Genomic DNA, 24,196 nt, shown 5'->3' on the forward strand with positions numbered 1-24,196 from the left:
TGCGTGGGGTGAGTGGCAGAAGGGGTTGATGGCCGGCCGAGCAGTCGCGGGCCACCGCCGGCGGCACTCGCTGCGCCACATCAACGCGCAGCTCACCGGAGTCGATCAGCGCCACCAGCCGCGACAGGTGTTCGGCGTCGCCGCGTTTGACTGATCAAGCATGTCGTCGACCGGAATCCGGATGAAGGTCCTGCTTGACCCCGGACAAGTTGTCCGTGGTTAAGCCTGCGATGCGGCAGAGATGGACAGGGGGCGGCGAGACGGCGGACCACCCAGCGCCGCTGGCGTGTGCTGACGGTATGTCAAACATGGCTGTGCCACGGATCGTTGGTGTGCAGGCCAAAACGGTGGGCAAGTGGCGTCGGGCTTTCGCCGCGGAGCGGATGGCCGGGCTTGAGGACGCTGGCTGGATCGGCCGACCGAAGGCCGACCTGGTCCTGGACGATGCCGAGCGCAGGCAGTTGACGCAGTGGGCGCGGCAGGCGAAGACCGCTCAGTTCCTCGCGTTACGGGCCAAGGTCGTGCTGCGCTGCGCGGAGGGCGGGACGAACCAGCAGGCCGCGGCCGGCCTCGGTATCGACAGGTCGACCGTGGACCGTTGGCGGGCCCGCTTCATCGCGAAACGCCTCGACGGTCTGCAGGACGAGCCCCGCTCGGGCCGGCCGCCCTCGATCCTCCTCGACCAGGTCGAGGAGGTCGTCGTGGCCACCGTGGAGTCGGTCCCGGGCCAGGACACGCACTGGTCACGGGCCTCGATGGCCGAGCGCACCGGCCTGTCGAAGTCGACCATCGGCCGGGTCTGGAAGAGGTTCGACCTCAAGCTCCATCTGCAGGACTCCTGCAAGTTGTCCACCGATCCGCAGTTCGTCGCCAAGGTCGTCGACGTCGTGGGCCTGTACCACCACCCGCCCGACAAGGCGGTCGTGCTCTGCGTGGACGAGAAGAGCCAGATCCAGGCGCTGGACCGGTCCCGGCCGGTGCTTGCGATGATGCCGGGCATGCCCGAGCGCCGGACCCACGACTATCTCCGGCACGGCATCACCAGCCTGTTCGCCGCCTTCAACATCGCCGACGGGACCGTCATATCGGCACTGCAACGCCGCCACCGTGCCATCGAGTTCAAGAAGTTCCTGGTCCGGATCGACAAGGCGGTGCCCGCCTGGCTCGACGTCCACCTCGTCTGCGACAACTACGCCACCCACAACACCCACCTGGACCAAGTCCGCCGACGAGATCCTCAACTCCCTCGCCGACTACCTCACCAAGGTCGGAAACCGACAGTCAGAAAACCGAGGAGACCTAACCGTCAGGATTTCTGGCGCATCACATTAGCTGCGTGCTGGCTGTTGTCTCGGACCAGGGCGGCGAGGTGGTGCCCGCTGCCGGCGGCGAGCGCGCTTTCGGACCAACGTCTCGAGCGGATCTTCAGCCACCGGGTTTCCGGACGATGCCGGTGAATCCGGCGACAAAGAGGCTAACGAACGCCCAGCTCAGCACCCGCAATTGAGACTTCCCCCGATGCCCCTTCCTTCGGTCCCGCTTACGTCTGACGCCGCTCGGCCGCGGTGCAGGAGCTACGAGAAGGAGGTTATCCGGCTGCCGACGTCAGTGCGGTCACCCGACCTGGGGCTTCTGGGCGGTCGTGGTGGATCGGGGCGGGTGCGCCGGTCAGCGGTATGCCCGACCCGCCCCGGCGCGCCGCGACGATCTCGGCCGCGATGGACAGGGCAGTCTCCTCCGGCGTACGGGCACCCAGGTCGAGGCCGATCGGGGAGTGCAGACGGGCCAGTTCCTCCTCGGTGACACCCGCCGCGCGCAGCCGCCGGTTGCGGTCCTCGTGGGTGCGGCGCGAGCCCATGGCGCCGACGAACGCGACCGGCAGCCGCAGCGCCTCCTCCAGCAGCGGGACGTCGAACTTGGCGTCATGGGTGAGCACGCAAAGAACCGTGCGGGCGTCGGTCCCGGTGCTGCGCAGATAGCGGTCCGGCCAGTCGACCACGATCTCGTCGGCCTCGGGGAAGCGGGCCCGGGTGGCGAAGACGGAGCGAGCGTCGCAGACGGTCACGCGGTAGCCGAGGAACTTGCCCGCCCGCACGAGCGCCGCCGCGAAGTCGATCGCCCCGAAGACGATCATACGGGGCGGTTGCACACTGGACTCGACGAAGAGCGTCACACCGCCCGGGCAGTGTGAGCCGTCCTCCGAGATGTCGACCGTGCCGGTGCGACCGGTGTCCAGCAGCGATCGAGTCTCGTCGGCCGCCGTCCGGTCCAGCTGCGGACCGCCGCCGAGACCGCCCTCGTGCGCCCCGTCGGCACGGACCAGCAGCGCGTGGCCGAGCAGTTCGGCCGGCCCCCGGACCGCACGGGCGACGGCAGCGGTCTCCCCACCGGCGGCGGCCGAGAGCGCCGCCTCGAACACCTGCCGGCCCGGCGCGTCCCTGCGGATGGGGCTGACCAGGACATCGATCACCCCGCCGCAGGTCAGACCCACCGAGAAGGCGTCCTCGTCGCTGTAGCCGAACTGCTCCCGCACCACGCGGCCGTCCTGGAGCGCCTGGACGCACAGGTCGTACACCGCGCCCTCCACACAGCCGCCGGAGACCGAGCCGACAGCCGTGCCGTCGGCGTCGACGGCGAGCGCCGCGCCCGGTGGGCGGGGAGCGCTGCCGCCGACAGTCACGACCGTGGCCACGGCGAAGTCACGGCCCTCCGCCGCCCACCGGTGCAGTTCGACGGCGATGTCAAGCATCTCGGCCGGCCATCAGTATGCGGTCGGGGCGGATGGGCAGGTGCCGATGGCGTACGCCGGTCGCGTGCCAGACCGCGTTGGCGATTGGCGCCGCGGCTCCTACGATCCCCATTTCGCCGATGGCCTTGATGCCGACTGGGCCGTCCGGGTCGGGGTCGTCGACCCAGTCCGCCTCGATGACGGGGACGTCCGCGTTCGCGGACAAGTGGTAGCTCGCGAGGTCCGCGCCGACGTGTCCACCCGTGGCCCGGTCCCTGACCGCCTCCTCGTGGACTGCCATGGACAGGCCCCAGACCATCCCGTCGACGAACTGGCTGTGTGCGGTCAGCGGGTTGACGAGCTGGCCCGCGGCGGACCTCCCGAGCATCCGCCGTACTCGGACCTCGCCGGTGGTGACGTCGACGGTGACCTCGGCGCACTGTCCGCCGAAGGAGTACCGCTCCTTGCTCGTCAGCCTGCCGATGGCCTCGGCGGTGCTCGAGCGGCGTTTTTGGCAGCTCTTCAACACCACCGCCCTGACCATCAGCCGTGGGGTCAAGGACGTCCGCCCGCTCGTCGAAGCACACGGCATGTGCATTCCTTCCGCAACTGCTCGTTTTCGCACACCCGTCGACATCGCCAGATTCCTGGAATCAGACAACACCGAGATCAAACCAGCGTGTTGATTCCCGGCAAGCCTTAAGCGCCTACGGCTGCCAGGAGTTGGAGTTTTTCGTAGTCCGGTGAGCCGGGTACGGCGGAAAAGACCAGCAGCTCCTGAAGCTGGTCGGGGTCCACCAGCCGCTGGCAGTACAGCTCCATCTCGCCCAGCTCCGGATGCCGGTAGCGCTTGAGGTCGTTGTGGTGGGTGACGTCCACCTCGTGCAACCGCCAGAGTTCGGTGAACTCGGGGCTGACCTCCAGCAGTGCCGCGACGATGTCGCGGGCCCTGCTCTGAGGGTCCGCCGTGTACGCCACCCGGATCTCCACGGTGAAGACTCTGCCCCGCAGTTCGTGGTCCTCGGCGGGGTAGAGCTCGCGTTGGGCCGGGTCGGTGAACCAGCGATAGACCAGGTAGCGGGACATTCCGTTGAAGCGGGTGTAGTCGCCCAGCAGAGCGACCGCCGGGCGGTTCTGGAGCAGGGTCTCACCGAAGCGGGACATCACCAACGCGGGTGTGTCCGAGAGCCGCTCGACGATGCGCGTCATGGTCGGGCTGACGTGATCTTCGCGCAGTACCCGCCGCGGCGCAGGGTGCCCGGCGAGGTCGAAGAGGTAATCCCGCTCACTCAGTCTGAGATGCAGTCCCCGGGCGAGCGCGGCGAGCACCTGCTCGGACGGCATCGGGCCACGCTGCTGTTCGATCCGGCTGTAGTAATCAACCGACACACCAGCCAGCGCCGCCACCTCCTCACGCCTCAGCCCACCAGTACGACGCCGAGAACCGCGGGGAAGCCCGACATCCTCCGGTTGCAACACCTCCCGGCGTGCCCGAAGAAAATCGGCCAACAATGCCCGGTCCATCTCAACCTCCGCGAAGGATACGCATCCGGGTCCCCGTACTGATGGAAACGCACTGCCTTCATGTGTCTTTTCTGCTTTCGCCCGAGAGGTCGCGGTGGCGTCGCTTGGCACGCGAAGCAAGCCATGCTCTTTGTGGCGCCGGGTGCATCCGCAGGCTGTTGATCGTTGACGGTTGAAGTGCAGCCAAGGATAGGAACAGCCGCGCGAGGAAAGCGTGTACTTCTGCGACACCAGATGGGATTCCGGCGACATCTTGAGGGAGACCTGTACCCCTGCCGGAATTCAGTGCTTCCACGGCCGACGGCTTCCAGGGAACGATGTGCTCGGTGACCCTGCAGGACACCGCGGTCAACGAACTCTGGGGCTCCTCCCCCGTGAGCACCCGCGCAGTCGGGAGAACATGAGCACGATGAGAATCAGGCTGTACGCCGGGCTGCGCGGCGCAGTGGCCCTGCAGGACCCACACGATCAGGGCGGTGACGCGTACGTCTCGGCCGGCACCTACTTCATGCACCATGTCGCGACGGAGAAGCACTCCACACCACGCCCGAGATCGGCACCCGTCTTCATCTTTCCCGGCGACGCCCTGCGCTCCCTGTCGCCGGGAAACCACGCGCCGGGCAGGCCAACTCGCCCGCGGCGCAGATCCTCATGGCACACACCAGCATGGCCCAGCGGACCGTGCGCGACCTCAGCCCGGCGGGCGCGCACGAATCCCGCAACGTAGTGCTCGAACTCTGCCGAAGAACTGGCAGGTCGGCGCAATCCACCGAACCGGAAAAGGCCTTGCGCGCAGTCGGATCACCTTAACTTGACCTCAGGCCTGCGGCGTGGTCGTGAGGTGGTGCCTTGCTCCTTGAGACACGAGACACTGGATCCTGGGGATCCGAGAACGGGCATCTCGTGATCACGAAGCGCTATACGCCGCAGTTCAAGGCGGACGCTGTCGCGCTGTACAGGTCGCGGCCCGAGGCGACGATCCGGCAGGTCACTGCCGGTGTGGGAATCAACCCCGAGACCTTGCGTGACTGGGTCGGGGCAGCTGGCGCGAGCCGGCCGCGGTGGCACCGGGCGGAGGTGCCGACCGAGCCGCCGACACGATGGGAGACGGAGAACGCCGTTCTGTGCCAGAAAACGTTGTGTGACGACAAGCGACTCATCCCTCCCCATCGCGTGGTTTGCCACGGACAACTTGTCCGTGGATAAGTACGGCCTTCATCCGGGTTGTGGGTCACGCGATGCTTGATCAGTCGCACACGGGAGGTTGAGACAGATCGGGCATTGTTGGCCGATTTTCTTCGGGCATGCCGGGAGGTGTTGCAACCGGAGGATGTCGGGCTTCCCCGCGGTTCTCGGCGTCGTACTGGTGGGTTGAGGCGTGAGGAGGTGGCGGCGCTGGCTGGTGTGCCGGTTGATTACTACAGCCGGATCGAGCAGCAGCGTGGCCCGATGCCGTCCGAGCAGGTGCTCGCCGCGCTCGCCCGGGGGCTGCATCTCGGACTGAGTGAGCGGGATCACCTCTTCGACCTGCCACCTAATCAGGGTCACCAGTCAAACCATCGAAGGAGACAGCAGCTATGAAGGCCATCGTTTTCGACACGTTCGGCGGCACGGAGGTCCTGCACGAGGCGGAGACCGACATCCCCGAGCCCGGCCCCGGCCAGGTCCGCGTACGCGTCCGGGCGGCCGGCGTCAACCCCGTCGACGGCAAGATCCGCTCCGGGATCATGGAGGCCATCTTCCCCACCACGCTGCCCGCCGTCCCCGGCGGGGAGATCGCCGGGGTCGTCGACGCCCTCGGCGAAGGCGTCGACCTGCTCAAGGTGGGCGACGAGGTGCTGGGCTGGTCCGACACCGGCGCCTACGCCCAGTACGCACTGGCCGACGCGGCCGTCCTCGCCCCCAAGCCGGCCGGCCTGGACTGGACGCACGCCGCCGCGCTGCCGGTGGCGAGCGACGGCGCCGACCGGGTCCTGGACCTGCTCGACGTCAAGGCCGGCGAGACCCTGCTGATCCACGGCGCGTCCGGCGCACTCGGCACCGTCGCCGTCCAACTCGCCGTCGCCCGCGGCGCACACGTCATCGGCACCGCCGGCCCGGCCAACCAGGAGTACGTGACCTCCCTCGGCGCCACCGCGCTGGTCTACGGAGAAGACTTGGTCGAGCGGGTCCGCGCTCTCGCCCCGAGCGGCGTGGACGCCGTGTTCGACGCTGCGGGCAAGGGCGCGCTGGAGGACTCCATCACCCTGCGCGGCGGCACCGACCGGATCGTCACCACCGCCGACTTCCGGGCCCGCGAACTCGGTGTCGTCTTCGCCGAGGGCCCGGCGCGGCGCTCGGCCGCCCGGCTGGCCGAACTGGCCCAGCAGGCCGCCGACGGCGCACTGGTGACCACGGTCGGCGCGACCTACCCGCTCGCCGACGCTGCCAAGGCCCAGCAGACCAGCGATGCCGGCCACAACCGCGGAAAGCTCGTCCTCACCGTCGACTGACCCCCTCTCCCACGAGCCGGCTCTTGCACCTGCGAGACCGGCCCCGTACGGCCGCCTGCAACCAGCCGGCGGGCCCGTGTCCGCACGCACCCGTCGTGCGTCCAGACCGCACCCTTCCGTATCCCTTCCGCGTCGAAGGAATCGCTCATGCTCACCACCGACCTGAACCCCTGTGGCAGCCCATCCGCGCCGGAGACATCCGGCTGCCGCACCGGCTCCCCATGGCCCCGATCGGGTACATACCGAGCCGCGACCGGGGCCCGAATCCGGTCGACACCGCCTGGGAAGGAGGCAGCCATGTGTACGTCCGGGTCGACTTCCGGGCACCGCATGGTGCAGCTGGACGAAACTCCTGCATGGCGGCAAACAGCCGTTTGGCGATCTCCTCTTCTGCGGCCACGGCACGGAGCAAAGTCACGGAGGAGTCGTTGCCACCGCTGAGGGTCATGCGTCGGACGCAGGACCGGCCGATGCGCGTCGGCAACGACTTGGGATCGCCGGCCACCTCTGCCATCAGCCCCAGCTCGGCGAAGGCGGCCCGTGCGGTGGTGACGATCGCGGCCCCGCGTTCTGCAGGGGCCCGTCGGCGCTTCGCCGGCGGCTCGACGACGCTCGCGGTGTTGCTCCCTGTCGGCGATGGTCCCTCCATACCGAAAGCGCACATCCAGATTCAGTGATCGTCTCGAAATTGGGCCCGGGGTCGGCGCACCTCCGTCAGTGACCAAGCGGTCACCCGTGCGCCACGGGCACCTGCCCACCGCTGCGCGATCAATGCGCCGCTGTCCTCCTCTTCGATCAGAAAGAAGTTCCGTCATGACTCCTGAGCCCCTCACCCCCGCCAACACCACCGTCGTTCTCGTCGACTACGCCGTCGGTTTCGCGAACCTTCTGCGCTCCCACAACCTCGCCGAACACATCAACAACGTCGTGGGCCTGGCGAAGACGGCGAAGTGGTACGAAAGCGGTCTGGTCGTGACCAACGGCCAGTCGAGCAAGCCGTCCGGCCCGCTGTACCCGGAACTGATGGAGGCCATCGGTGACCAGCCGGTCATCGAGCGTGCCGTCGACTTCAACTCCTTCCTGGACGAGTCGTTCGCCCAGGCGGTCCGGGCGGAAGGCCGGGAGAACCTGGTGATCGGCGGCATAGCCACCGACGGATGCGTGCTGCAGACGGTGCTGGGCGGCCTGCGCGAGGGCTACCGCGTGCACGTGGCCGTCGACACCTGCGGCAGCCCCTCGCTCGAGGCCCACAACGCGGCGGTGCAGCGCATGGTCCAAGCCGGCGCGGTACCGGTCACCTGGTTCTCCCTGGCCGCCGAGTTCCAGCTCGACCCCAAGTTCCACGACGCCCCGCACCGCATGCGACTGATGCAGGAGAACGTGCCGTCCATGGGCATGAGCGCCCGGACCTTCTTCCACGCCCTCGAACTGGGCAAGCGCGCCGCCACGGCCGTCTGAACCCCCTGGGGGCGGGCTCCGGCCCGCCCCCACCCCCACCCTGCGGGGGCCGCCCCCGCCTTCAGGAAAGGGAGCTCGCCCGTGAACGACATACAGGGGAACTTGCCGCTGTCCGGACGGACCGTCGTGGTGGCGGGAGCGACCGGCGGCATCGGAGAGGGGATGACTCTCGCGCTGCTGCGCCAGGGAGCCACCGTCGTAGCTACCGGCCGCAGCGAGGAACGACTGGCCGGCCTCGTGGCTTACGCCAAGGGCGCCGGTGAGGGCACCTTGATCACCCGCACGGTCGATGTCGGTGACGCGGACAGCGAGTCGGTGCGCGCCCAACTGTCCGCGTACGGTGCGCTGGACGGCGCCGTCATCACTATCGGCGACTGGGGCAGCCCGGAGCGCACCGGCATCCTCGAGACATCCGACGCCGAGTGGCAGTCGATGATCGCGTCGAACCTGACGAGTCATTTTCACGCGTTGCGAGCGCTCACCCCGCTGCTGTCCCGGGACGGTGCCCTGGTGCATCTGAGCGGGTTCAGCGCGGAGATCCCCTACCCGTTCGCTGCACTCGTGGGCGCGACCAACGCGGCGAAGAAGTCGCTGGTGAGCTCCCTCACGGCGGAACTGGGTGGCGCCGGTCCCCGTGTCCACGAGCTGATCATCGGGCCCATCCGCACCCGCCCGCGTGCCGCGATAGGAGCGGACAGCCCCGCTTGGTTCAGTGCCGAGGACCTCGGCCGGCACGCGGGCCGCCTCATCGCCGGCGACGGCTCACACACCAAAGACCCGCTCCAGTACCTGGTGACCCGCGCTCACGGTGTACAAACCACACCGCCGAAGTGACGGATGCACGCAAGCCCCTTCATCCACACGGACAATGCGGAGCACCGATGCAGACCACCGCCGGCCCACCGCCCGCACCCAAGCACACATTTCCCGAGAGCCTTGCCACGGTCACCATCCGGCCCGGCGACCGTGACTACGACGCCGTACGGCACACCTACACCCGCCTCGGATCCCCAGCTGCCGTGATCCGCGTCCGCGACCACCAAGACATAGCGGACACACTGGCTCATGCCCGCACCACCGGGGTTCCCGTGACCGCCCGTAGCGGCGGCCACGGAATCAGCGGCCGTTCCACCAACGACCAAGGCATGGTCATCGACCTCTCCCGGCTCAACACCGTGGAAATCCTTGACAGCCGGTCGGGCCTGGTACGCGTGGGAGCGGGAGCCCGTTGGGGAGACGTCGCCGCAGCACTCGCACCCCACGGCCTGGGGCTGTCCTCCGGAGACACAGGAGACGTCGGGGTCGGCGGACTGGCCACCGCCGGCGGTATCGGCCTCATGTCCCGTCTGCACGGTCTGACCATCGATCACATGCGTGCCGCCGAACTCGTCCTGGCCGATGGGTCTCTCATCCGCACCGACACCGAACACAGCCCGGACCTGTTCTGGGCCGTGCGCGGGGCGGGAACCAACTTCGGGGTGGCGACGGCCTTCGAGTTCCAGGCTCAGCCGGTGCGCGATGTGATCGTCGCCATGACCGTCTACGACGCCGCCGACACCGCCGCGTTCCTCACCCGGTGGGCGGCAGCAGTGGAGGCGGCCCCCCGCTCGCTCACCAGCTTCCTGACGCTCGTCGCAGGTCCCGGCGGGAGAGCAGCTGTGGCCCAGGCGATGACCGTGTACGCCGGCACCGACGGGACGCAGGCCGGCGCGGCTCTCGCCCCCCTGTTGTCGGCCGGGCCGGTCCTGCGCAACCACGCAACCGTCACTCCCTACCACCGGCTGCTGCCCGCCGGACACGAGCCGCAGCACGCGCAGCAACCGCTCACCGTGTCGCGCTCCGGACTCCTGGACCACATCACCCCGCCTGCCGCCGAGAGCATGGCAGCGCTCATGAAGGCGGCCGGCATGGTGCAGCTGCGCTCGGTCGGCGCAGCGGTCAACGACACACCGCCCACCGCCATGGCCTACGCGCATCGCACCCAGAACTTCTCCCTGATGGCCGCCACCGTGCCCGCACTGCGCGACGGCCTCGACGAGCACTGGGAACGGCTCCAGCAGCATGTGAACGGGCTCTACCTGAGCTTTGAAACACGTACCGGATGGAGGCAACTGCAGGACGCCTTTCCCGGCCCGGTACTCGACCGGCTCGTCTCACTCAAGGCGCAGTACGACCCCGACCACGTCTTCGACAACAACTTCGCCCTGCCGTCGGTGCCGTTCCCGCACTGAAACCGAGGAGATGACCGCCCGATGTCCAGCACACACCTGACCGAAATCCAGTCCGTCCCCACCTCCGGTGCACGAGGCGTCGAGCCCTTCGACCTGGACGGCATGCATCTGCTCGCCATACCGCAGCTCGCCTATGACATGCCGGACACCCCGGCGGACATGAACGGAGGAGACAGCGACACGGATCTGCTGTTGCTCAAGCGAGGGGAGCGAGGATACGAGCCGTTCCAGCGCGTACCGGCGCCTGGTGGCGAGGACGCGGAGTTCTTCCGCATCGGCGACCGTGCCTTCCTGGCCGTGGCCAGCATCCGTACGGGCAACGGCCCGTACCGGTATGCCACCTCGTCCCATGTCCTCGAATGGAACGGCACCTCCTTCGCCGAGTTCCAGTCCTTCGACAGTTTCGCCGCCAAGCAGTGGAGCCACTTCACCATCGGAGACCAGCATTTCCTGGCCCTCGCCCAAGGGGTCATCCTTCCGGAACAGGAGGCCGACAACCGGCCTTCGCAGATCTTCCTCTGGGACGGTGAACGCTTCGCCCACTTCCAGGACATCGACTCACGGTGGGCCTACAACTGGCACGCCTTCACCGTCGACGGTCACCATTTCCTGGCGCACGCCGAGCACGTGGGTCCGTCGGTGCTCTACCGCTTCGACGGTGAGGAGTTCCGGCCCCACCAGGAGCTGGCCGACCGGCACGGCCGCGCGTTCGCACACTTCACCGCAGACGGCGACTTCTTCCTGCTGGTGGCCCGGCTGCAGAGCGACTCGCAGCTGCTGCGCTGGGACGGCACCCGTTTCGTCGTCCATCAGACGCTGCACGGATCGGGAGCACGTGAGTTCGCCGTCGTGCCAGGTCCGGACGGGACCGTGTACATCGTCCGCGTGAACTTCGTGCTGGGCACACCGGCAGAACCGACCACCGACCTCGACTCCGAGATCTACCAGTGGCGAGACGGGCAGCTGGTGCAGACGGAGACCTTCCCCACGACGGGTGCCACCGACGTCGCCACCCTGCACGACGACGAAGAGGGTCTGCTCATCGCCGTCTCCCACAGCCTCACTGCCGACGTGCGCTTCGCCGCCCGCACGGTCCTCTACCGCTTCACCCTCTGAGTTCTCCGATTCCTGTGCCCGCTCCTCCAGTCAGCGACAAGGAACGTCCATGACCGCCAACGAAAGCCCCGAGCTCGTCGACCTGTTCACCACTTACACGGCCGGTCCCACCAGCATCGGCTCCCACCTCACCCGTACCGCCGCCTCCGACACGGCCGACGCGCCACTGATCGTCGCCACCGGCACCGACTTCGCGCTCTACCCCGGCGGCGGCAAGCCCCCCACGGTCGAGGGCTTCCGCTTCTCCACCAAGGGCTTCAAGGAACTCGCCGGGATCTCCCACCTCGGCCCCGCCCTCGCCACCCTGTTGCAGCTGCGGAAGAAGTACGGCGCCCTCGGCTGGCGCGCGGACGCGGAGCGGCTTCTGGCCCAGGTGCGGCGCAGCCGGGAGGCGAACAGCGTCGAGCTGTGGCGCGACACCATTGCGGTCGAGACCTACCGCGGCCGTGAGCAGGCCATCACCGACATGGCCGACTACACCTTCGCCGTCACCGACCGCTTCCTCAGCGCGGCTCTCGATGACGAGAGCCGTCTCGATCCCGCCACCCTGCGCGGCGAGTACCTGGAAAAGGGCAGTGCCGAAGGGCACGGAACCATCATTCACATGATGATCGCCACGTTCTTCCTCACCGGGTTGGACATCTCACACCGGATCATCAGCTGGTTCCGTGAGCAGGAGATCGACTGGAGCCAGGCCATGGCGGTCATCGCCGGCAAGCAGGGGCGTCCCACCGCCGGTGTCACCTGGAACACCTCCAGCGTCGCCACCATGCTCCTGGGCGCCTCCGGCTACCAACTGCCTCTCGAACGCCTCTACATGGCACCCCATGCGCCCACCTTCACCACGCCGCTCAACGGTGACCTGTCCGAGGTGGCAGCTCTGGAAGAGCCGCTGCGCCAGATCTGGTCCAGCACCCGCGCCACCGTGGAACTCGGCGATCTGATGTTTCCCGGACTGCCCCGCTACACCCCCGGACACCTCACCCTCCCAGACGTCTCCGACCCGTCCGTCGACGAGATAAGCGAGATGCCCGTCATTCACGGCGCGGACGACTGGCGCGCCATGACCACCCGCCTGCGCATGGTGCTGGAGGACCCGAGGCAGCTGCTGTCCGGCTCGGTCACCGACTTCGCCGTCAGCCAGCTCGTCGCCGCCGACAACAATCCGGCCAAGGTGACCGTACCCGGCCTGGACAACGTCACCTACCCGACCGGCCTGTGATCACCGCAAGCGGAAGGTCCCGTGCCGCGGTACCTTCCGCCCGAAACCAGGAGCACAGCACATGCCCCCGTTGACCTTCGACCAAGCCCACCATCTCGACGTGGACGGCGGCCGGATCGCCTACTACGAGACGGGCACCGGCCACCACCCCGTCGTATGGGTGCACGGCCTGCCCCTGGACTCCCGCTCTTGGGCCGCCCAACAGGAGTACTTCGACCCTCACGCCCACAACGTCTTCCTCGATCTACGCGGCTACGGGGCTTCCGACAAACTGCCCCCCGCCGTGGACAGCGTCACCGCGCTGTACACCGCCGACCTCGCCGCCCTCATCACCCACCTCGGCCTGCAGAGCCCCACAGTGATCGGTTTCGCCTCCGCAGGGCACGTCGCCCTGAGATTCGCCGCTCAACACCCCCAGCTGCTGGGCAAGTTGGCCGTCCTCAACGGCTCACCCAAGTTCCGTCGCAGCGACGACTGGCCGTACGGTTTCGACGACATCGGCATCGCCCACTTCACCGATGCCGCCCGTGACAACGGAATCGCGGGAATCACCGACGCAGTCCTCGACCCGAACCTGGTCTTCGCCGATATCGGCCCTGACCGCGCCGCGGAACTCGGCTCGTGGTTCCGCGACATGAGCCACAACGCGGGCGTTGCGACCCTGCTCGGCTTCTTCAACGACATCTCACTCGACGACGACCGTCACCTGCTGCCCGCCATCACGGTCCCCACCCTGGTGATGAGCAGCACGATCGGCCAGGAGGTACCTGCGAGCGTCTCCCTCTACCTCCGCCGGACCATCCCCCATGCGCGTCTGGCCGAGCTCCCCGGCGCCGACCACTTCGCCTTCGCCACGCGCCCTGACCTCGTCAACTCCCTACTGCTCTCTTTCATCGACGATCGCCCCGTACCCGGCCGATGATCAGTGACTGCTGGTCCGTCCGCCTGCGGTCTTCGTCGAGGTCGACTCCGCGGAGACGGTTTCGAGAGCCCCACATCCCTCCTGGCAGAAGCATCCGAGCTCTACGGCGGCGTCATCCTCGGCCCGCCGCGCTGAACCGCTCACTGACCCGAGTGCCCGTGCCGGGACACCCGCCACCCCTGGCTGCCGCCCGGTCTCGAAGGCGCTGCCTCCGAGGCGACGGCGGGCCCGTTTCCTTTCCCGCTCCCGACCACCGCGGCCGACGTCGAGCAAGCGCCGGTCGCTTAAGGAGACTTTCATGCCCCTCCCTGTCCTGTTCGGCGCAAACGTAGAGCCAAACACCCTCCCCGTCGGCCGCTCCAGTGAGCAGGCACTACTCATCGACCGCCTCGGCCTTGACCTTCTCACCATCCAGGACCATCCGTATCAAGCGGCGTTCGACGACACCTGGACACTGCTCACCTTCCTGGCCGCGCGGACGCGACATGTCACGCTCGTCCCGACGGTCAGTTCCCTGCCGTTGCGTCCGCCGGCGGTACTGGCGAAGGCTGCGGCGACCTTGGACAGACTGACCGGCTCCCGGGTCCAGCTCGGCCTGGGTGCCGGCGCTTTCTGGGAAGCCATCGAGGCCATGGGCGGCTCCCGTCGCACGCCCAGAGAGGCCGTCGACGCACTTGAAGAGGCGATCACCGTCATCCGGGCCATGTGGAGTGGCGAGCGCAGTGTGCGGACGCACGGCGCGCACTACTCGCTGGCCGGCGTCCACCCCGGTCCGGCGCCGAGACCCGGTCTGGGGCTGTGGCTGGGCACGTACGGGCCCCGCACGCTGGCTCTGACCGGTGCGAAGGCGGACGGCTGGCTTCCCTCGCATGCCTACCTCGGACTTGACGCGCTGCCCACGGCTGTCCGCCGCATCGACGACGCAGCTCTGGCGGCGGGCCGCGATCCGGACACGATCCGCCGGGTCTACAACATCGCCGGGGTCATCCAACCGGAGTCGGCCGGCCCGTTCCAGGGGCCCGCCGCCCAGTGGGCCGAGCACCTTGTCGCGCTCGTGCGCACCGTCGGAATGAACGGTTTCGTCATCTGGCCCGAACGAGACCACACCCGACAGATCAGCGCGTTCGCCGCCGAAGTCGTACCCGCAGTCCGCGAAGCCCTGGCACGCAAGACCTGACCACTCCCTGCGCTCGGGCCGGGCAGCACCCTGACACAACGGCACCGGCTGTACCCGTCACAGTCCTTCCCTCCCCAGCGCAGTGTCTTGCTTCTCACCGGCCACCGCTCTTCGCCGAAATGACCGTGCGGCCGCGCGACGCTGCCCAGTCCGACGCCCTGCTCGCGGCGCGAGGCGTCGCCTCGGAGCACCGCAGCGCTCTGGATGACGTGGAACGAACATCCGGTGCCGTGGGACGACAGGCGGGTCATCTCTCCTGCATCGCATGGTTTGCCACGGACAACTTGTCCGTGGATAAGTACGGCCTTCATCCGGTTCCTGGATCACGCGACGCTTGATCAGTCGACCACAGGAGGACGTATGTGGAAGCAGCCATCCGCCCGCCGCGCGTGTCCAGTCAGCCGAGAACGCCGGCGCTATCGGTGTGGGCAGTGCTGAGCACCAGTGAACACCGCAAGACGCAAAGACCGGGCAGCGGTGCAAGGCAGGGTGGGAGGCAGGAGGATGGCACCGCCGCCCACGGCCCTCGATGGACCAGCCATGACCATCCTGCAGCCCCCCCTCGAACCGAGGAACAGGCACGCCGCTCCCCGAACCCACACCGAAAAAACTCCACAGCTCTCACCCTGACGCGAAGGAGAGTGAGCGTGTCCGTCGAAAATCCCGAGCCTGACAGATCTGTCACTGCCGAGGCCACTTCGGCACCGTCTCGGCGCACGTTCATCACTACGGCCACGGCCGTGTCAGGGGCCGTCGTCGCCGGCGGACTGGTCACGGCGCCGGTTGCCCTCGGTGGCCGGGAGGCAGTGGCCGCCGAAGGGCCTCCTGGCGGCACCGTTCACCTGTCGATCAACGGCGTCCGGCACGCTGTCACCGTCGACAACCGCACCTCTCTGCTCGACCTGCTGCGCGAACACCTCGACCTGACCGGTTCAAAGAAAGGCTGCAATGCCGGAGCCTGCGGCGCCTGCACCGTCCTGGTCGATGGCCACCGCGTCAACTCATGTCTGACCCTGGCCGTCCGGCTGGACGGCGTCGAGGTCACCACCATCGAGGGACTGGCTGACGGCGACCAACTGCATCCGTTGCAGCAAGCGTTCATAGATCAGGACGCCTATCAGTGCGGCTTCTGCACCTCGGGCCAGATCGTGTCCGGTGTCGGCTGTATCAAGGAAGGCCACACCGGAACGTCCGACGAGATCCGGGAGTGGATGAGCGGGAACCTCTGCCGCTGTGGCTGTTACGTCAAGATCGTTCGCGCGGTCGAGCAGGCCGCGGGCCAGAACTGAGGTGGCCGATGCACCCCTTCACCATCACCAAGGCATCCGACACCACGGAAGCCCTCGAGGCCGGTGGGCGCGGCGGCCGGTACATAGCCGGCGGCACCACCCTCGTCGACTTGATGCGCGAAACCGTGGAGCGCCCTGATGTCCTGGTCGACATCACCGCTCTGCCGCTGCACGATGTGGACCGCACCGAGGACGGCGGCTTACGCATCGGCGCCTTGGTCCGCATGGCGGAAGCCGCAGCTCACCCCGCCATACGTGACAGCTACCCGGTCATCTCCCAGGCTCTGGAGCTGAGCGCCTCCGCCCAGCTGCGCAACATGGCCACCATCGGCGGGAACCTGATGCAGCGCACCCGCTGCACGTACTTCCGGGACGTGACCGCCGACTGCAACAAACGCGAGCCGGGTTCCGGCTGCGCCGCCTTGAACGGCTTCAACCGCAGCCATGCGATCCTCGGCACCTCCGACCAATGCGTGGCCACACATCCGTCCGATCTGGCTGTCGCGCTCGCCGCGCTGGAGGCGAGCGTCCACCTGATGGCTCCGGACAAGGGCAGGCGCACCATCCCCTTCACGGACTTCCTGCTGCAGCCCGGCAGCACACCTGACCGCGAACAGGCGCTTCAGCCAGGCGAGTTGATCACGTCGGTGGAGATTCCTGCCCTGCCCCGCCCGCTGAAGTCCGGGTATCTGAAGGTCCGCGACCGCCAGTCCTACGAGTTCGCGCTGACCTCGGCAGCGGTGGCCCTCCACATCCGCGGCGGGATGATCCTCGATGCGAAGGTCGCCGTCGGCGGTGTGGGCACGGTGCCCTGGAAGCTGCCGGCCGTCGAACAAGCCCTTATTGGCGAGCGTCCCTCCGACCGGCTGTGGCACAAGGCCGCCGGCCATGCGGCCGAGGGCGCGCACCCCCTCAGGCACAACGGCTTCAAGGTTGAGCTCCTCAAACGTACCGTCGAGCAGCAACTGCGCACCGTCGGAGGCACCTCATGAGCCAGCCACAAGCCGCCGTCGGCGCGTCCGTGGCCAGGGTGGACGCACGGCTGCGGGTCACCGGGAAAGCGAAATACGCCGGCGACAACAACCCCGACGGCGTCGTTCACGCAGTCATCGTCGACAGCAGCGTCGGCCGCGGCCGCATCACCGCCGTCGACGCAGGTCCCGCCCTAGCCCAGCCCGGTGTCCTTACGGTCATCAGCCACCTCAACGCGCCCAGGCTTCCGCCCGTCGAAAGCAACGGCTACCCACCAGGCGAGCCGCTGAGGGCCTTCCAGGACGACCAAGTGCGCTTCTTCGGACAGCCCGTCGCGGTCGTGGTGGCAACGACGCTCGAGGTCGCCCAGCACGCCGCGAGCCTGATGCAGGTCACCTATCACGCCGAGCGCCCCTCGACCGACATGAGCGCGGCGCCTCCCGCCGACGACCCTGAGACCTATGCACGGGGCGACGCGGACCAGGCACTGAAATCCGCTGACGTCCAGCTCGGCCTGGCGTACCGGATGGCCCGCCAGCACCACAACGCGATGGAACCAGCCGGCATCGTCGCCCGCTGGGACGGGGACAAGCTCACCCTCTGGGAGAAGACCCAGGCGGTCCAGTTCGCCACGTTCAACATGGCAGGCGAATTCGGGATACCGCCGGAGAACATTCATGTCATCTCGCCCGTGCTCGGCGGTGCCTTCGGCAACGCCTTCCGTACCTGGGTGCACTCCGTCATCGCGGTCATGGCCGCCCGCCAGGTGGACCGTCCCGTCAAACTCGTCCTCACACGCAGGCAGTTGTACTTCGGGATCGGCTACCGGCCCGCGTACTCATATGGGCTTCGGATGGGCAGCGACCGGCGGGGCCGTCTGACCGCTGCCGTGCACGACGTCGACTCCGAGACATCCAGCTATGAAACGCACCTGGAGGACACTCTCGTCCCCGGGCGGATGCTCTACAGCACGCCGAACGTCAAGCAGATCCACCGGTCCGTCCCCCTGGACGTCAACACACCGACGTGGATGCGTGGCCCGGGATACTCCAGCGGTGCCTACCCCTTGGAGTCGGCGATGGACGAACTCGCCCATGAACTGGGCATGGACCCGATCGAACTGCGCCTGCGCAACGAACCCGTGGACGACCAGTCCAACGGTCTTCAGTTCTCCACCCGCCGCCTGCGCGAGTGCTACACCACCGGCGCCCGAGAATTCGACTGGAAACGGCGGAGCTTGAAACCCGGCTCCAGGCGCGACGGCGACTGGCACCTCGGCATGGGCATGGCCGCCGGCGTATATGACACCCAGCGCGCCGCAGCCCAGGCTTCCGTGCGGCTGAATGCCGACGGCACCGCCCTGGTCCAGTCCGGGACCAGCGACATGGGGCCCGGCACCGCCACCTCCATGACACAGGTCGCCGCTGACGCCCTGGGCCTGACCATGCGCCGGGTGATCTTTCGACTCGGCGACTCGACCCTGCCTCCGGCCCCGGGACACTTCGGATCGCAGACCATGGCGAGCGTCGGATCCGCCGTGCAGGACGGTTGCGACAAGCTGCGGAAAAAGGCCATCGCCCTCGCCGTCGGAGACGAGGGCTCTCCGCTGCACGGGGCCGACCCCGCCAATGTCCAGGTGCGCGGCGGCCGGCTGTACGTAAAGGACGCCCCGGGGAGGGGGGAGACGTACCAGCGCCTGCTGGCCCGCAACAACTCCACCTACCTCGAAGAACTCGGCTCATGGGCTCCGCCGGAAGGACCCGCAAGGTACTCCCTGTACGCCTACGCGGCGACGTTCGCGGAGGTCGCCGTGCACTCCCGGCTCGGCCTGGTGCGGGTCCGGCGCATGCTGGGCGTCTACGACGCCGGCCGTATCATCAGTCCCGCGCTCGCCGACAGCCAGGCACTCGGCGCAATGATCGGCGGATTGGGCGCGGCCCTGCTCGAACACACGATCACCGACCATCGCGACGGCCGAATCGTCAACGCCAACTTCGCCGACTACCTCGTTCCTACGCATGCCGACATACCCGACATCAGGGCGATCTACCTGGCGGGCGGCGAGGACCGCATCGCCGACCCGATCGGGGTGAAGGGACTCGCCGAGATCGTCTGCATCGGTGTCACGCCGGCCATTTCCAACGCCGTCTTCAACGCCACGGGCCGACGCATCCGCCAGTTGCCCATCACCCCCGAGCTCCTGCTCTGACCCCCAGGGCTGATGCGTTCTCAGCCGGCGAGATGAGCAGATTGCTGCGTATGCGCCGCAGCGTGTGGTTCGCCCGTTTCGGCAAGGAGGGACGCGACTCCTGATGATCAGGGGTGCCGAATCCTTTGATCACGAACAGGGGCCGCGTTCGCGTGTCATCTTCCCTGATCGGTGTCCTGCAGCGCCACCACGAGGACATCGACTCCGCTGGCCCGGTCCGGAGTCGCAGCAGTTCACCGCCCTGGCCGAAGTGCTGGGGCGGATACCCGATCCCCGGCGGGTCCGGGGCCACCGTTACCGCCTAGCCCCGCCTGATCACCAGGCCTTCTTTTCCGTATCCGATTCCCCCATCCCCGCAAGGAGCGCACCATGTCCGACTCCCCCGACCTCGCCCTCATCCGCCGGGTCTACGAATCCCGAATGGCGCCCGAGGTCATCAAGGAGGTCATGCCCCCGGACTTCGTCTGGGACATCACCCCGGGCTTTCCGAACAGCGGCGTCTACCACGGCTGGGACAGCGTGGCGAAGGACTTCTTCGGCACGCCGATGCCGAACATCGCGTCCTTCGGCCCGGGGCCCGAGGAGTTCTACGCGGACGACGAAGGCCACGTCTTCGTGTTCGGGCACTATCACGCCGAGACCAAGAGCGGGGACAAGGCCGATGTCCGGTTCATCCACCTGTGGACCGTCCGTGACGGCAAGGCCGTCAGCATGCGGCAGGTCGCCGACAGTCACATCCTCCAGGAAGCCCTCAAGGGCTGAGACGCCATCCGCCTATCGATCACGGGGATGGCTTCGTCGAAAAGGTTCCTGATCGGGTGATCGCGCGAGGACCGACGCATGACAGCGGCCTCTTGGTAGTGACAGAGCACCCCGGCCGTTACAGTAAGCGACGTTCGCGCCGGGACCGCGAGCACACTGCAGCTCACCGACGCCGATTCCGACAACCTCCACGTCCTCGGGTGTACCGCACCGGTCCCAAGCCGACTGCACCGGCAAGACGTCCGCCACTTGCCGATGACGTGGAATGAACATCTGGCGCGCCGTGACGAACAGGCGGGTCATCTCTCCTGCATCGCATGGTTTGCCACGGACAACTTGTCCGTGGATAAGTACGGCCTTCATCCGGATTCTGGTTCACGCGATGCTTGATCAGTCGAGCACGGGAGGACGAGATGACTCGGGTACTGCCGGCCGACTCACTTCGGGTACGCCGGGAGGTGCTGCAGCCGGAGGACGTCGGACTTCCCTGCGGCCGGACCACGCTGCTACGCGATCCGGCTGCAGTAATCGACCGGCGCGGCGTCGACCTGTTCCTCAACAGCGACGCCGAACAGCTGTCGCGGCTGGTGGCGCTGATCGACTCCGGCGAGCTGCGCGTCGACGTCGCGCAGCGAGTGCCGCTGGCGGAGTTGTCGGCAGTCCACGCCCAGGCCGCCGCGGGCGAGCTGCACGGCAAGGTCGTCATTGTCGCGCCCGCCACCTGACACCGACCGACCAGCCTCGAAAGGAAACGACCATGACACTGTCCCTGGATCCCGAGATCGCCGAGGCGCTGGCCCCGATGGCCGGCACGATGGCCGAGGTCAAGCCGCCGCCTGTGGGCGACATCGCAGGCCGCCGCGCCATGTGGGAACCGATCATCGGCGCCGCGGGTGGCGCGCAGCCGATCCCGGCCGACGTGACGACTCGCGAGCACTACGCGACCGCCGACGACGGCGCACAGATCAAAATGCGCTGGTACGTCAAGGACGGCGCGACGCCCGGGCCGGCCGTGCTGTTCTTCCACGGCGGCGGATACATCTTCGGCCACATCGACCTGTTCGACGGCCCGGTCTCCCGCTACGTGTCCTCCAGCGGCGTGCCGATGCTGTCCGTCGAGTACCGCCGCGCCCCCGAGCACCCCTTCCCGACCCCGCTCGAGGACGCCTACACCGCGCTGCGCTGGCTGCACGAACACGCCGCCGAGCTGGACGTCGACGCCAACCGCATCGGTGTGATGGGCGACAGCGCCGGAGGCGGCATGGCAGCGGCCCTGACCATCCTCGCCCGCGAGCGCGGCGGCCCGCAGATCGCCCGGCAGATCCTGCTCATGCCGATGCTCAACGACCGCACCAACACGCCCGACCCGCACATCGAGCCCTACCTGCTGTGGTCCTACGACGACAGCCGCACCGCATGGCCGGCACTGCTCGGCAAGGCCGCCGGCGGTCCCGATGTCCCGCCCACGGCAGCTCCCGCACGTCTCGAGGATGCGACCGGCCTGCCGCCGGCCTACATCGAGGTCGGCCAACTCGACGTGTTCCGCGACGAGGACACCGCCTACGCGACCAAGCTCAGCCGCGCCGGTGTGCCGGTCGAATTCCACCTGCACCCCGGCGCCCCGCACGAGTTCGACTCCATCGCCTTCACCTCCGACGTCGCGCGACGTGCCATCGCCGATCGGGTCCGGGTGCTCAAGTCGATCTGAGCCGTGACCAGCGGCCTGCTGTCACGCACGCCTACATAGGGGTGATGAGGAGACGTCTCCGTTTCAGGTGGCGGCGACAAGGCGCGCAATACAGAACCGTTAATGCTTCACAGCGGATTCACATCACCAAGACAGGAGAACATCGATGTCCGACAAGAAACCGATCGCGGGGACGAAAACGACCGAGCCCCAGGGGGTCGCAGCGGTCCAGGCGATACCCCTCCTTATCGGCTCAACCGACAACACTGTTCCGATCACAGTCCAGCGGCGAACTTCGGTGGCGCCCGCCAACGCGTTCCGATTGATCGTTCCCATCGACCTGCCGAGCGTTTTTCACCGGGTGGCACCCTTTCCCGGTGTCAAAGGTGTGGCAAACCAGACCGAAGCATGGGATCACGTCGGTCCCACCAGGAACCCGCAGTTCGACGACGGGTCGCAGGCCGACGAACAGTTGATCGAGTACACGGAAGGCTCTAGCTTTGCGTATCAGCTGACGGGATTCACGAACATCCTCTCCCGACTCGCGGCCGGCGTTCGAGGTGAATGGAACTTCAACCCCGACGGCGATGGCACCCTCATTCGGTGGACCTACGAATTCAAGCCTCTTCCGGGTCGTCGCTGGATTCTCGCCGGTCCATTCACTCCCCTCTGGCGCCGATACATGGTGGCCGCCCTCGCGAGGTGCGTGCAAGTGATCGAATCGGAAGAAAACCGCTCGTAGGCGTAGTTGGGGTCAGGACAGTAGCCCGCATCCTCATCGACGCCGGCGACGCCAGCACCTTCCCGACCGCCGCCCACCTGGCCTCCTACGCGGGCCTGGCTCCCGCGACCAGAAGTTCGGGCTCCTCGATCCCCGGTGAACAGCCCTCCCGCCGCGGCAACAAACAGCTGAAGCGGGCCTTCTTCCTCTCCGCGTTCGCCTCCCTGGCCGACCCGGCATCACGGGCCTACTACGACAAGAAACGCGCACGTCCACGTCGTCCCACGGCAGATCAGACACACCGCCATGCTGCCTGGGCTCACGTCTCTGATGCAGCCCGATTCCCTTGATGAACCACATAGGGGCACCCCCCACGTGCACGACGAAAGGCAACAGCATGAGCACACCCTCCCTCTCTCTTCCCGGCGGCACCTGGACTCTGGGTGACCTGACCGTCACCCGGTTCGGCTACGGCGCCATGCAACTGGCCGGTCCGTGGGTCATGGGGCCGCCCACCGATCGCGAGGGCGCCCTGGCCGTTCTGCGCGAAGCGGCGGTCGACCTCGGTATCACCCACATCGACACCAGCGACGCCTACGGGCCGCGCGTCACCAACGAGTTGATCCGCGAGGCACTGCACCCCTATCCCGAGTCGCTGCACATCGTGACCAAGGTGGGCGCGACCCGCGACGAACAGGGTGGCTGGCCCACTGCTCGGCGACCCGAAGATCTGCGCCGCCAGGTCCACGACAACCTCAGGTCCCTCCGGCTCGACGTACTCGACCTGGTCAACCTCCGACTCGGGAACGCCGAAGGTCCCCAGCCCGGCTCGCTCGCCGAGGCGTTCGAGACGCTCGTGGAACTCCAGCAGCAGGGCCTGATCCGCCACCTCGGGGTCAGCAACGCCACCGAGGAGCAGGTCACCGAGGCGGTGAGTATCGCGCCGATCGTGTGCGTGCAGAACATGTACAACCTCGCCCACCGCCACGACGACAAGCTCATCGACCGGCTCGCCATCGAAGGCATCGCGTACGTGCCCTTCTTCCCCCTCGGGGGCTTTACCCCGCTCCAGTCCTCGGCGCTCTCGGCGGTCGCCGCTCGATTGAAGGCGACACCGATGTCCGTCGCACTGGCCTGGCTGCTGCAGCGATCACCGAACATCCTGCTCATCCCCGGCACGTCATCGACAGCGCACCTGCGCGAGAACATCGCCGGCGCGGGACTCTCCCTCTCGCATGAGGACTTGACCGAGCTGGACGACATCGGCCGCTGAATGCCCCGTAGCTGAACGGCCCACAAGCCACAAGGAGTCGTTGCCGCCGCTGAGGGTCATGCGTCGGACGGAGGACCGGGCGCTGCGCGTCGGCAACGACATGGGATCGCCGGCCACCTGTGCCATCAGCGTGCGGGGACTGGGCACCGCGGCAAGGAACAACTGCTCCTTGGACCCGAAATGCCGTATCACCAGGCCGTGCGTCACCCCCGCCCGGCGTGCTACCTCAGGGGCCCCTCGGCAGTCGACGATCTTGCCGCTCGCGGTGTTGCTCCCTGTCGGCGATGGTCCCTCCTTCCCGAAAGCGCACTTCCAGATTCAGTGACCAGGGCACTCACCGTCTGGTCAGCCGGTCCGCTGCCGGTGAGTGAGACCTTTTCGGTGATCGTGTGGCGGGTGACGCCCGATGCACG

General features: G+C 67.7%; 23 protein-coding genes and 3 pseudogenes. 22 read left to right on the plus strand and 4 right to left on the minus strand.

The genetic code is table 11. From position 1 onward, the window contains the following. The first annotated feature begins 28 nt into the window (after positions 1 to 28). Both ACIBJB_RS05985 and ACIBJB_RS05990 read left to right on the plus strand, forming a co-directional pair. On the plus strand, positions 29 to 154 hold the full coding sequence (locus tag ACIBJB_RS05985; protein WP_398926960.1) for a hypothetical protein: 126 nt from the start codon (positions 29 to 31) through the stop codon (positions 152 to 154). Between the two features lie 178 nt (positions 155 to 332). Further along, on the plus strand, positions 333 to 1,457 hold the full coding sequence (locus ACIBJB_RS05990; RefSeq protein ID WP_398926962.1) for an IS630 family transposase: 1,125 nt from the start codon (positions 333 to 335) through the stop codon (positions 1,455 to 1,457). Positions 1,458 to 1,588: 131 nt separating this feature from the next. Here the strand turns inward: ACIBJB_RS05990 and ACIBJB_RS05995 are convergent, their stop codons facing one another. The 3 genes and pseudogenes from ACIBJB_RS05995 to ACIBJB_RS06005 form a co-directional block, all read right to left on the minus strand. Continuing rightward, complete coding sequence (locus ACIBJB_RS05995) at positions 1,589 to 2,749, minus strand: XdhC family protein (protein ID WP_398926964.1); 1,161 nt, start codon at positions 2,747 to 2,749, stop codon at positions 1,589 to 1,591. Next, positions 2,742 to 3,233 (minus strand): annotated as a pseudogene (locus tag ACIBJB_RS06000) (molybdopterin cofactor-binding domain-containing protein); the annotation flags it as partial. The gene ACIBJB_RS05995 and the pseudogene ACIBJB_RS06000, both read right to left, overlap by 8 nt. 194 nt (positions 3,234 to 3,427) lie before the next feature. After that, on the minus strand, positions 3,428 to 4,252 hold the full coding sequence (locus ACIBJB_RS06005) for a helix-turn-helix domain-containing protein (RefSeq protein ID WP_398926966.1): 825 nt from the start codon (positions 4,250 to 4,252) through the stop codon (positions 3,428 to 3,430). A 903-nt stretch (positions 4,253 to 5,155) separates the two neighbouring features. Between ACIBJB_RS06005 and ACIBJB_RS06010 the strand changes: the two genes are divergently transcribed. From ACIBJB_RS06010 to ACIBJB_RS06105, 20 genes and pseudogenes are all read left to right on the plus strand, one after another. Beyond that, the gene (locus tag ACIBJB_RS06010; RefSeq protein WP_398926968.1) at positions 5,156 to 5,458 is read left to right on the plus strand and encodes a transposase; all 303 of its coding nucleotides are present in this window, start codon (positions 5,156 to 5,158) and stop codon (positions 5,456 to 5,458) included. Positions 5,459 to 5,497: 39 nt separating this feature from the next. Beyond that, a pseudogene (locus ACIBJB_RS06015) lies at positions 5,498 to 5,815 on the plus strand (helix-turn-helix domain-containing protein); the annotation flags it as partial. Positions 5,816 to 5,829: 14 nt separating this feature from the next. Continuing rightward, positions 5,830 to 6,744: an NADP-dependent oxidoreductase gene (locus tag ACIBJB_RS06020; protein ID WP_398926970.1), complete on the plus strand. Its 915-nt coding sequence runs from the start codon at positions 5,830 to 5,832 to the stop codon at positions 6,742 to 6,744. 470 nt (positions 6,745 to 7,214) lie between these two features. Next, complete coding sequence (locus ACIBJB_RS06025) at positions 7,215 to 7,421, plus strand: hypothetical protein (RefSeq protein WP_398926973.1); 207 nt, start codon at positions 7,215 to 7,217, stop codon at positions 7,419 to 7,421. 136 nt (positions 7,422 to 7,557) lie between these two features. Then, positions 7,558 to 8,202, plus strand: coding sequence for an isochorismatase family protein (locus ACIBJB_RS06030; protein WP_398926975.1), 645 nt, complete (start codon positions 7,558 to 7,560; stop codon positions 8,200 to 8,202). Between the two features lie 81 nt (positions 8,203 to 8,283). Further along, positions 8,284 to 9,036 (plus strand): SDR family NAD(P)-dependent oxidoreductase, encoded by a 753-nt coding sequence (locus ACIBJB_RS06035; protein WP_398926977.1) that lies wholly within the window; start codon positions 8,284 to 8,286, stop codon positions 9,034 to 9,036. Between the two features lie 47 nt (positions 9,037 to 9,083). Next, positions 9,084 to 10,433: an FAD-binding oxidoreductase gene (locus ACIBJB_RS06040; protein ID WP_398926979.1), complete on the plus strand. Its 1,350-nt coding sequence runs from the start codon at positions 9,084 to 9,086 to the stop codon at positions 10,431 to 10,433. Between the two features lie 21 nt (positions 10,434 to 10,454). Further along, entirely contained in the window at positions 10,455 to 11,549 is a 1,095-nt protein-coding gene (locus tag ACIBJB_RS06045) for a hypothetical protein (protein WP_398926981.1), read from the plus strand. 49 nt (positions 11,550 to 11,598) lie between these two features. Further along, positions 11,599 to 12,771, plus strand: a complete 1,173-nt coding sequence (locus ACIBJB_RS06050) for a DUF5624 domain-containing protein (protein ID WP_398926983.1) — start codon at positions 11,599 to 11,601, stop codon at positions 12,769 to 12,771. Between the two features lie 61 nt (positions 12,772 to 12,832). Continuing rightward, positions 12,833 to 13,693 (plus strand): alpha/beta fold hydrolase, encoded by an 861-nt coding sequence (locus ACIBJB_RS06055; protein WP_398926985.1) that lies wholly within the window; start codon positions 12,833 to 12,835, stop codon positions 13,691 to 13,693. Between the two features lie 298 nt (positions 13,694 to 13,991). Further along, positions 13,992 to 14,870, plus strand: coding sequence for an LLM class flavin-dependent oxidoreductase (locus tag ACIBJB_RS06060; RefSeq protein ID WP_398926987.1), 879 nt, complete (start codon positions 13,992 to 13,994; stop codon positions 14,868 to 14,870). A 647-nt stretch (positions 14,871 to 15,517) separates the two neighbouring features. Then, complete coding sequence (locus tag ACIBJB_RS06065; RefSeq protein ID WP_398926989.1) at positions 15,518 to 16,159, plus strand: (2Fe-2S)-binding protein; 642 nt, start codon at positions 15,518 to 15,520, stop codon at positions 16,157 to 16,159. Between the two features lie 8 nt (positions 16,160 to 16,167). Beyond that, the gene (locus tag ACIBJB_RS06070) at positions 16,168 to 17,151 is read left to right on the plus strand and encodes an FAD binding domain-containing protein (protein WP_398926991.1); all 984 of its coding nucleotides are present in this window, start codon (positions 16,168 to 16,170) and stop codon (positions 17,149 to 17,151) included. After that, on the plus strand, positions 17,148 to 19,340 hold the full coding sequence (locus ACIBJB_RS06075) for a xanthine dehydrogenase family protein molybdopterin-binding subunit (protein WP_398926992.1): 2,193 nt from the start codon (positions 17,148 to 17,150) through the stop codon (positions 19,338 to 19,340). The genes ACIBJB_RS06070 and ACIBJB_RS06075 overlap by 4 nt, the downstream gene beginning before the upstream one ends. A gap of 369 nt (positions 19,341 to 19,709) precedes the next feature. After that, on the plus strand, positions 19,710 to 20,102 hold the full coding sequence (locus tag ACIBJB_RS06080) for a nuclear transport factor 2 family protein (protein ID WP_398926994.1): 393 nt from the start codon (positions 19,710 to 19,712) through the stop codon (positions 20,100 to 20,102). A gap of 413 nt (positions 20,103 to 20,515) precedes the next feature. After that, entirely contained in the window at positions 20,516 to 20,827 is a 312-nt protein-coding gene (locus tag ACIBJB_RS06085) for a zinc-binding dehydrogenase (protein WP_398926996.1), read from the plus strand. A 32-nt stretch (positions 20,828 to 20,859) separates the two neighbouring features. Beyond that, positions 20,860 to 21,810: an alpha/beta hydrolase gene (locus ACIBJB_RS06090; RefSeq protein WP_398926998.1), complete on the plus strand. Its 951-nt coding sequence runs from the start codon at positions 20,860 to 20,862 to the stop codon at positions 21,808 to 21,810. A 145-nt stretch (positions 21,811 to 21,955) separates the two neighbouring features. Then, positions 21,956 to 22,531 (plus strand): SRPBCC family protein, encoded by a 576-nt coding sequence (locus ACIBJB_RS06095; RefSeq protein ID WP_398927000.1) that lies wholly within the window; start codon positions 21,956 to 21,958, stop codon positions 22,529 to 22,531. A 5-nt stretch (positions 22,532 to 22,536) separates the two neighbouring features. Further along, a pseudogene (locus ACIBJB_RS06100) lies at positions 22,537 to 22,800 on the plus strand (IS110 family transposase); the annotation flags it as partial. 107 nt (positions 22,801 to 22,907) lie between these two features. Next, on the plus strand, positions 22,908 to 23,783 hold the full coding sequence (locus tag ACIBJB_RS06105) for an aldo/keto reductase family oxidoreductase (protein WP_398927002.1): 876 nt from the start codon (positions 22,908 to 22,910) through the stop codon (positions 23,781 to 23,783). On the opposite strand, the gene ACIBJB_RS06110 is transcribed toward ACIBJB_RS06105, so the two are convergent. After that, entirely contained in the window at positions 23,691 to 24,101 is a 411-nt protein-coding gene (locus tag ACIBJB_RS06110; protein ID WP_398928389.1) for a TetR family transcriptional regulator, read from the minus strand. The two genes, ACIBJB_RS06105 and ACIBJB_RS06110, sit on opposite strands and share 93 nt — an antisense overlap. Positions 24,102 to 24,196: the final 95 nt, after the last annotated feature.

The sequence above is a fragment of the Streptomyces sp. NPDC050759 genome, from assembly GCF_044456945.1.
Lineage (GTDB): Bacteria > Actinomycetota > Actinomycetes > Streptomycetales > Streptomycetaceae > Streptomyces.

Excerpts from the sequence above, each read along its gene's own strand:
- ACIBJB_RS06045 (WP_398926981.1), top strand. The coding sequence starts at position 10,455 with ATGTCCAGCACACACCTGACCGAAATCCAGTCCGTCCCCACCTCCGGT.
- ACIBJB_RS06005 (WP_398926966.1), bottom strand. The coding sequence starts at position 4,252 with ATGGACCGGGCATTGTTGGCCGATTTTCTTCGGGCACGCCGGGAGGTG.
- ACIBJB_RS05985 (WP_398926960.1), top strand. The coding sequence starts at position 29 with ATGGCCGGCCGAGCAGTCGCGGGCCACCGCCGGCGGCACTCGCTGCGC.
- ACIBJB_RS06055 (WP_398926985.1), top strand. The coding sequence starts at position 12,833 with ATGCCCCCGTTGACCTTCGACCAAGCCCACCATCTCGACGTGGACGGC.
- ACIBJB_RS06080 (WP_398926994.1), top strand. The coding sequence starts at position 19,710 with ATGTCCGACTCCCCCGACCTCGCCCTCATCCGCCGGGTCTACGAATCC.
- ACIBJB_RS06030 (WP_398926975.1), top strand. The coding sequence starts at position 7,558 with ATGACTCCTGAGCCCCTCACCCCCGCCAACACCACCGTCGTTCTCGTC.
- ACIBJB_RS06105 (WP_398927002.1), top strand. The coding sequence starts at position 22,908 with ATGAGCACACCCTCCCTCTCTCTTCCCGGCGGCACCTGGACTCTGGGT.
- ACIBJB_RS06085 (WP_398926996.1), top strand. The coding sequence starts at position 20,516 with ATGACTCGGGTACTGCCGGCCGACTCACTTCGGGTACGCCGGGAGGTG.
- ACIBJB_RS06025 (WP_398926973.1), top strand. The coding sequence starts at position 7,215 with ATGCGCGTCGGCAACGACTTGGGATCGCCGGCCACCTCTGCCATCAGC.
- ACIBJB_RS06070 (WP_398926991.1), top strand. The coding sequence starts at position 16,168 with ATGCACCCCTTCACCATCACCAAGGCATCCGACACCACGGAAGCCCTC.
- ACIBJB_RS06060 (WP_398926987.1), top strand. The coding sequence starts at position 13,992 with ATGCCCCTCCCTGTCCTGTTCGGCGCAAACGTAGAGCCAAACACCCTC.
- ACIBJB_RS06075 (WP_398926992.1), top strand. The coding sequence starts at position 17,148 with ATGAGCCAGCCACAAGCCGCCGTCGGCGCGTCCGTGGCCAGGGTGGAC.
- ACIBJB_RS06090 (WP_398926998.1), top strand. The coding sequence starts at position 20,860 with ATGACACTGTCCCTGGATCCCGAGATCGCCGAGGCGCTGGCCCCGATG.
- ACIBJB_RS06020 (WP_398926970.1), top strand. The coding sequence starts at position 5,830 with ATGAAGGCCATCGTTTTCGACACGTTCGGCGGCACGGAGGTCCTGCAC.
- ACIBJB_RS06040 (WP_398926979.1), top strand. The coding sequence starts at position 9,084 with ATGCAGACCACCGCCGGCCCACCGCCCGCACCCAAGCACACATTTCCC.
- ACIBJB_RS06095 (WP_398927000.1), top strand. The coding sequence starts at position 21,956 with ATGTCCGACAAGAAACCGATCGCGGGGACGAAAACGACCGAGCCCCAG.
- ACIBJB_RS05995 (WP_398926964.1), bottom strand. The coding sequence starts at position 2,749 with ATGCTTGACATCGCCGTCGAACTGCACCGGTGGGCGGCGGAGGGCCGT.
- ACIBJB_RS06050 (WP_398926983.1), top strand. The coding sequence starts at position 11,599 with ATGACCGCCAACGAAAGCCCCGAGCTCGTCGACCTGTTCACCACTTAC.